Raw genomic sequence first — 7,539 nt, 5'->3', positions numbered from 1 at the left:
AAAAAGCTAGAAGAGGAAGAGACAGGTAGACTTCGAAGCAAAGCATCGTCCGTAATCAACATGAATCATCCACATTGAAAATACAACGAGCCATTAGCTCAGCTGGCAGAGCATCTGACTTTTAATCAGAGGGTCGAAGGTTCGAATCCTTCATGGCTCACCATTTGCGGGAGTAGTTCAGCGGTAGAACACCACCTTGCCAAGGTGGGGGTCGCGAGTTCGAATCTCGTCTTCCGCTCCATATTATTTCGTTTAATCGTTTAAACAACATCGAAAATACAACGGGGCCTTAGCTCAGCTACGAGCGAAACCTCCTCGAAAAAACATCGAGTTGTCTCGACGCATTTACTCCGAAAGCAAAGCTGGAAGAGGAAGAGACAGGAAGACCACGAAGCAAGACATCGTCCGTAAACGACGGAATAAACAACATCGAAAATACAACGGGGCCTTAGCTCAGCTACGAGCGAAACCTCCTCGAAAAAACATCGAGTTGTCTCGACGCATTTACTCCGAAAGCAAAGCTGGAAGAGGAAGAGACAAGAAGACCACGAAGCAAGACATCGTCCGTAAACGACGGAATAAACAACATCGAAAACACAACGGGGCCTTAGCTCAGCTACGAGCGAAACCTCCTTGAAAAAACACCGAGTTGTCTCGACGCATTTACTCCGAAAGCAAAGCTGGAAGAGGAAGAGACAGGAAGACCACGAAGCAAGACATCGTCCGTAAACGACGGAATAAACAACATCGAAAACACAACGGGGCCTTAGCTCAGCTACGAGCGAAACCTCCTCGAAAAAACATCGAGTTGTCTCGACGCATTTACTCCGAAAGCAAAGCTGGAAGAGGAAGAGACAGGAAGACCACGAAGCAAGACATCGTCCGTAAACGACGGAATAAACAACATCGAAAACACAACGGGGCCTTAGCTCAGCTGGGAGAGCGCCTGCCTTGCACGCAGGAGGTCAGCGGTTCGATCCCGCTAGGCTCCACCATTATATGATAATTGTTAACGACTAGATCAAATAAGATCTAGCTTTTTTTATTTATTCACCTGCTATATGTTGACCGTTTGAAGAGTAATGCAAAAAATGGTAGCTTGATACTACCATTTAATACATATTTTCTTTATTTTTGTATAATTGATATTGGTTCAACAGCTTGTCCAGCTCTGAGCTTACATTAAGAACTTCTTCTCTTGTTGTGTTAGAGCATAGTGCTAAACGATACATCTTTAGTCGCGTATTCTCGATTTTCTCCAATAATTGCATCTGGTAATGTTTATCTTCCAAATGTACGCCCTCCTTTTTTTAAGAGCTCGTGTTTGAAAAAATACCCTACTTTTTTAATACATAAACTTTTATTATATATTTGTTTATGGTTAATGTTAAAATAAAACGCAGATAATACAAACAAACAATAACAGTCTTCACTCAATAGTTGTGATTGATAAACTAAAGTGGACAGTTTCCGATAAATGAAATTGAACAACAGAAATGGTGAGAAGTGAAAAGGCTGTAGTTAAAATGTTACGCTATTTTTGTTCATTTAAGGTGATAAAAGGATATATCCATCAAAAGAGGTATGATATCAGACCAATCTGCGTTTAATACTTTAGTGACTCCCCATCATGAATAAGGACTGGACAAGTCCTTACACTATAATATAATCCCGTTATTATGTCATGAAACTAAATCCCAAAGGGTCAATCCTTTTCCTTCAAAACCTTGTAACCAGGTTCCGATTATTGTCGTTTTCTATGTTATAATAAATTTTGGAATAGGGAACCGATGACCTTTGGAAATGTAATAAATGGAGGAAAAAAGATGCTTCCAAAAGATCTAGAACTTTTAAATGTTCTTATTGTAATTATTGATATATTGTTGGTTGCTTTTGTTGTTTATAAACTAATTATGGTCATCCGTGGAACCCGTGCTGTTCAACTCGTAAAAGGAATTACTGTTATTCTCGCGGTATGGTTTTTTAGTAGCTATTTAGGGTTACAAACTTTGCAATGGATTATGTCTCAAATGGTGACATATGGTTTATTGGCCATTATTATTATTTTTCAGCCTGAGTTACGTCGCGCACTTGAACAATTAGGTCGAGGACGTTTCTTTGCAAGCAGTACTACAGCGAAAGAAGAAGAAACGCAACAATTGATTGAACACATTGTTAAAGCAACATCATATATGGGGAAACGGCGGATCGGTGCACTTATATCTATTGAGAGAGAGACAGGAATGAATGATTACATAGAAACCGGAATCCCTTTAAACGCACATATCACTTCAGAGCTTTTAATTAACGTATTTATTCCGAACACTCCGTTACATGATGGTGCTGTTATTATGAAGGGAAATGAAATATCAGCTGCTGGCTGTTACTTACCCCTTTCGGAAAACCCGTTTATTTCTAAAGATTTAGGCACAAGACACCGTGCAGCACTAGGTGTTAGTGAAGTGACAGACGCCATTACCGTAGCAGTATCCGAGGAGACTGGCGGAATTTCCGTTACAAAAAACGGCGAATTACATCGCGACCTTGACGCACAAGGTCTACGTGAGCTATTAACATCGGAATTATTATCAGTACAAACAACGAATTCTTCTTCCCGTTGGCAGTGGGGAGGGAAGAAAAATGGATAAATGGTTAAATAATCGCTGGGTATTAAAAATCATTTCGTTGTTGATTGCTATTTTACTCTTCCTTGTTGTCAATATGGATAATGTAGGAGATAGTAAAGTTGGTGGGATACCAGGAGTAACTGACGGATCCGAAGTTTTAGAAGATGTTGATTTAAACATTTATTATGATAAAGAGAAATATGTTGTTACTGAAGCACCAGAGTCCGTTCAAGTTAACTTGCGGGGCCCGCAAAATGTATTGACACTCGTACAATTGTCTCATCCCGATTACGAAGCATACATTGACCTTCAAGATGAAGGGGCAGGTTCACATTATGAACAAATACAACATCGAGGATTTCCTACAGAACTTTCAGTTTCAATAGTGCCAATGAATGCACGTGTCACGTTAGAAGAGAAAGTGACGGCATCAATACCTGTTGAAGTAGATTTCATTAATGATCAAGACCTTAACGAAGATGGATATACTATTGGTACCCCACGTATTGAACCAGAAACTGTTCAAGTAACTGGAGCGGAAAGCGTGGTAGAACACATAGATTCAGCTCAAGTACAAGTCGATCTAGAAGGTGAAGACGCCACTTTTGAAATCAGTAGTTCTGTTACGTTTTACAACTCATTAGGTAGTGAGGTCCCTTTGGAGTCTGATCCATCTGTTGTAGATGTTGAGATTCCGATTACAGCTCCTTCTAAAGCTGTACCAGTAGAAATTGATCACGAGGGCCAATCACCTGATGGGCATACCATTGATTCGATTGAAATGAATCCAGAAAGCGTGACGATATTCGGTCCGAATGATGTTCTGGAAGATACATCTTCCGTTAATGCAGGAACAATTGATCTAACTTCGATTGATGAAGATACAACGCTAGAAATGCCTATTAATATTCCAGATCGTGTGAAAGAAGTTTCTCCAGAAATGGTCGAAGTGAATATCACATTAGAAGAAGCCGAAGAAGAGGTGTGGGAGTCGTTCCCAATAGAAGTGATCGGCTTATCTGAAACATCAGAATTGGAATTTTTGGACCCTGAGGGTGGAGAAATCAATGTGACTGTGATTGCAACTTCTACTGTTTTAGAAGGGTTAGAAACCGAAGATGTGAATATATCTATAGATGTAGAAGGCCTTGAAACAGGAGAACATGAGGTCGCGCTCCAATATCGTGTACCTGAAAATGTGCAAATCATGACCGAATTATCCGAAGCGGTTGTAATGATAAATGATGACGACGATGAATAACTCAACAATATTTAATGAGATAAATGATCGATGAAATGATGAAGGAGAGATAAAGATGGGTAAATATTTTGGAACGGACGGAGTCCGAGGCGTTGCGAATAAAGAATTAACCCCAGAGTTAGCTTTTCAATTAGGTCGATATGGTGCTTATGTATTAACAAAAGAAACAGATAATCCAAAGATCTTAGTCGGGCGTGACCCAAGAATGTCAGGTCCTATGTTAGAACATGCGCTCATTAGTGGTCTATTATCAATGGGAGCAGAAGTAATGCGTTTAGGTGTAATCTCAACACCTGGTGTAGCCCATTTAACAAGAGCAGTGAGTGCTAACGCAGGGGTAATGATTTCCGCATCTCATAACCCAGTTGAAGATAATGGTATTAAGTTTTTCGGCTCTGATGGTTTTAAACTTCTAGATAGTCAAGAAGAGGAAATTGAAAAACATTTAAATGAAGGTAAAGATGATTTACCACGGCCATCGGGGGCTGGATTAGGTGTCGTCAATGACTATTTTGAAGGGAAACAAAAGTATTTACAGTTCTTGAAACAAACATTAGATGACGATTTTACAGGGCTTCACATTGCGCTTGACTGTGCAAATGGTGCCGCATCTTCTTTAGCACCGCATTTGTTTGCTGACCTTGAAGCTGATATTTCAACGATAGGTACGCAACCAGACGGTATTAATATTAATGATAATGTCGGTTCAACTCACCCTGAAACACTTGCAGAGTTTGTAAAGGAAAAAGGAGCAGATATTGGCTTATCATTTGATGGAGATGCTGACCGACTCATCGCGATTGATGAAAAAGGAAACGTCGTCGATGGAGATAAAATCATGTTTATCTGTGCCAAGTTTTTAAAAGAACAAGGCCGACTTAAGCATGGAACTGTTGTTTCCACGGTCATGAGTAATCTAGGCTTCGAAAAAGCGTTAGAGACAATCAGTGTGGAGACAAAAAAGACTGCTGTTGGTGATCGATATGTCATGGAGGAGATGCGTAAAGGCGGCTATAACCTCGGCGGTGAACAGTCTGGTCATATTATCTTCCTTGATTATATAACAACTGGGGATGGCCTACTTACAGCACTACAGCTAGTCAACATATTGAAAGCAACGAATAAACCGTTGTCTGAATTAGCAGATGAGATGAAAACCTATCCACAAAAGTTGGTCAATGTTCGTGTTACAGATAAAAATGCATTATATAATGATGAACTGATTACTGAAGAAATCCGTGCAGTAGAAGCGGAAATGCAAGGGGAAGGTCGAATTCTTGTACGACCTTCAGGAACTGAACCACTTGTACGCGTCATGGTCGAAGCAGCGACGCTTGAATTATGTGATCAATACATAGACCGCATCGTCAACGTTGTAAAACAAAATCTAGGCGCACAATAGGAATAGGGATATGTCAAAACAGCACTTATCGTGCTGTTTTTTCATATATATGAATATATCCGTAAAAGATATGTAATACAAACTTCTTGAAACAATTGTGAATCCAGCAAAGGTTTGATTGACCGAGGTTGTTTCAATGTAGTATTATTGAATCTGATTCAAAAAGGAAGGAGGATAGCGGAAAGTAAGTTTTTAAAAGCGCCAGGGCTATTCGTTGAACGTAAAAACGAATAGTTGACGAGGAAGAGGTTGATCGAGCACTCGGCGGATGCCTCTCGGTTGTTTTCACCACAACCGCAAGTTTTAGCCGAAAACAACGAGGTGACTCGTTGGACAAAAGCTAAAACAATGGTGAACCATTAGTGATCAAATGATTAAAGAGTGGGGCAAGAGTGCCCCGCGCATTTCTTGTCCCACAAAGGGAGGAAATGCACAATGTGTGGAATTGTTGGATATATCGGAACGGAAAATACGAAAGAAATTTTGCTTAAAGGTCTAGAAAAGTTAGAGTATCGCGGCTACGATTCAGCAGGTGTTGCGATTGTTAATGATGCAGGCGTTCAAGTGTTTAAAGAGAAAGGTCGAATTGCTTCACTTCGGGATGCTGTAGACCCAGCAGTGGATGGAACGGTAGGAATTGGTCATACCCGCTGGGCAACTCACGGTGCTCCAAGTCAATTGAACGCTCATCCTCATCAAAGTGCGACGAAACGTTATACGCTCGTGCATAACGGTGTTATTGAAAACTATCAACAATTGCAACGTGAACTTTTGTCAGATGTCGAACTTGTTAGTTCTACAGATACAGAAGTCGTTGTTCAACTTGTTGAACGTTTTGCTAAAGAAACGGCTACAACAGAGGAAGCTTTTCGCCAAGTCCTTAAGAAATTAGAAGGGTCTTATGCGATTGCTTTAGTTGATAATGCAGATCCTGAAACCGTCTATGCAGCGAAAAATAAAAGCCCGCTTCTCATCGGTGTTTCCGATGACGCTAATGTTGTTGCTAGTGATGCTCTAGCTATGCTAAATGTAACGGACACATTCCTTGAACTAATGGACGGTGAAATTGCGGTTGTCACTCGTGAAGCAGCGACGATTAAAAACCTTGACGGAGAAGCTTTAGAAAGAGAACCTTACGTTGCGGAAGTCGATGCGAGTGATATTGAAAAAGGGACGTATCCACACTACATGCTCAAAGAAATTGATGAGCAACCTTACGTCATGCGAAATATTATTTCTAAGTATCAAGACGAAAACGACCAAATTAAACTAGATGATGACATTCGCCAAGCGATGCAAGAAGCGGATCGAATTTATATTATTGCAGCGGGAACGAGTTATCATGCCGGTTTAGTCGGTAAACAATTGATTGAAAAAATAGCAGAAGTACCGGTAGAAACGCATATTGCGAGTGAGTTCCTTTACAATATGCCACTTTTATCGGAAAACCCACTCTTTATCTTTATTTCACAAAGTGGAGAAACAGCGGATTCTCGAGGTGTTCTCGTGAACGTCAAGCAAATCGGTCACAGAGCGTTGACGATTACAAACGTTCCAGGATCTACATTGTCTCGAGAAGCGGATTATACCCTTCACACGTATGCAGGTCCGGAAATCGCTGTTGCTTCAACGAAAGCGTACACGGCGCAAATGGCAGTGTTAGCGATTCTTGCTGTTGATACAGCACGTGCATCTGGGCTTGAAATGGAATTCAACCCACTCCAAGAGTTAGCGATCGTTGCTAATGCTATGGAGGCACTCACAGATAAAAAAGAAGAGTTAGAAAAAGTTGCTCGTGAATATTTGAGCGTCTCTCGAAGTTGTTTCTTTATTGGCCGTGCAGAGGACTATTTCGTTTGCTTGGAAGGTGCCTTAAAGCTGAAAGAAATTTCCTATATTCAAGCAGAAGGATTTGCAGGTGGAGAATTAAAACACGGAACAATTGCATTAATTGAAGAAGGAACCCCAGTGGTCGGTCTTGCGACACAACCACACGTAAACTTAAACATTCGCGGAAACCTTCAAGAAGTTGAAGCACGAGGTGCGTCGACATGCATTATTAGTACGGACGAAACGTATCAAGAAGGTGATCAAATCGTGTTACCACGTGTTCACGATTACCTAACACCGCTCGTCTCAGTCATTCCAATGCAATTGATTTCTTATTACGCAGCTCTTCACCGTGATTGTGATGTTGATAAGCCGCGTAACCTCGCAAAAAGTGTCACAGTTGAGTAGGATTCTTTAAT

The 7,539-nt window shown here is 40.8% G+C and carries 5 protein-coding genes and 3 tRNA genes; 7 read left to right on the top strand and 1 reads right to left on the bottom strand.

Annotated features, from left to right (window positions below):
* The first annotated feature begins 87 nt into the window (after nucleotides 1–87).
* The 3 genes from HNQ41_RS12345 (at nucleotide 88) to HNQ41_RS12335 (ending at nucleotide 995) form a co-directional block, all read left to right on the top strand.
* Nucleotides 88–163, top strand: a tRNA-Lys gene (locus HNQ41_RS12345).
* Between the two features lie 3 nt (nucleotides 164–166).
* Nucleotides 167–241 (top strand) — tRNA-Gly (locus HNQ41_RS12340).
* Between the two features lie 678 nt (nucleotides 242–919).
* Nucleotides 920–995 (top strand) — tRNA-Ala (locus HNQ41_RS12335).
* 117 nt (nucleotides 996–1,112) lie between these two features.
* Here the strand turns inward: HNQ41_RS12335 and HNQ41_RS12330 are convergent.
* Nucleotides 1,113–1,292: an aspartyl-phosphate phosphatase Spo0E family protein gene (locus tag HNQ41_RS12330; protein ID WP_246421665.1), complete on the bottom strand. Its 180-nt coding sequence runs from the start codon at nucleotides 1,290–1,292 to the stop codon at nucleotides 1,113–1,115.
* A gap of 534 nt (nucleotides 1,293–1,826) precedes the next feature.
* Here HNQ41_RS12330 and cdaA point away from each other — a divergent pair.
* The 4 genes from cdaA to glmS all read left to right on the top strand — a co-directional run bounded on the left by cdaA (nucleotide 1,827) and on the right by glmS (nucleotide 7,528).
* On the top strand, nucleotides 1,827–2,648 hold the full coding sequence (gene cdaA / locus HNQ41_RS12325; RefSeq protein WP_184664741.1) for a diadenylate cyclase CdaA: 822 nt from the start codon (nucleotides 1,827–1,829) through the stop codon (nucleotides 2,646–2,648).
* Complete coding sequence (locus HNQ41_RS12320) at nucleotides 2,641–3,888, top strand: CdaR family protein (protein ID WP_184664740.1); 1,248 nt, start codon at nucleotides 2,641–2,643, stop codon at nucleotides 3,886–3,888. Before cdaA ends, HNQ41_RS12320 begins: the two co-directional genes overlap by 8 nt.
* A gap of 55 nt (nucleotides 3,889–3,943) precedes the next feature.
* On the top strand, nucleotides 3,944–5,290 hold the full coding sequence (gene glmM, locus HNQ41_RS12315) for a phosphoglucosamine mutase (protein ID WP_184664739.1): 1,347 nt from the start codon (nucleotides 3,944–3,946) through the stop codon (nucleotides 5,288–5,290).
* A 435-nt stretch (nucleotides 5,291–5,725) separates the two neighbouring features.
* The gene (gene glmS / locus HNQ41_RS12310) at nucleotides 5,726–7,528 is read left to right on the top strand and encodes a glutamine--fructose-6-phosphate transaminase (isomerizing) (protein WP_184664738.1); all 1,803 of its coding nucleotides are present in this window, start codon (nucleotides 5,726–5,728) and stop codon (nucleotides 7,526–7,528) included.
* The last annotated feature ends 11 nt before the right edge of the window (nucleotides 7,529–7,539 follow it).

This window comes from Texcoconibacillus texcoconensis (assembly GCF_014202575.1).
Classification (GTDB): Bacteria; Bacillota; Bacilli; order Bacillales; family Salisediminibacteriaceae; genus Texcoconibacillus; species Texcoconibacillus texcoconensis.
The sequence above is the reverse complement of the archived record's forward strand: the minus strand, read 5'-3'. Positions and strand labels throughout refer to the sequence as shown.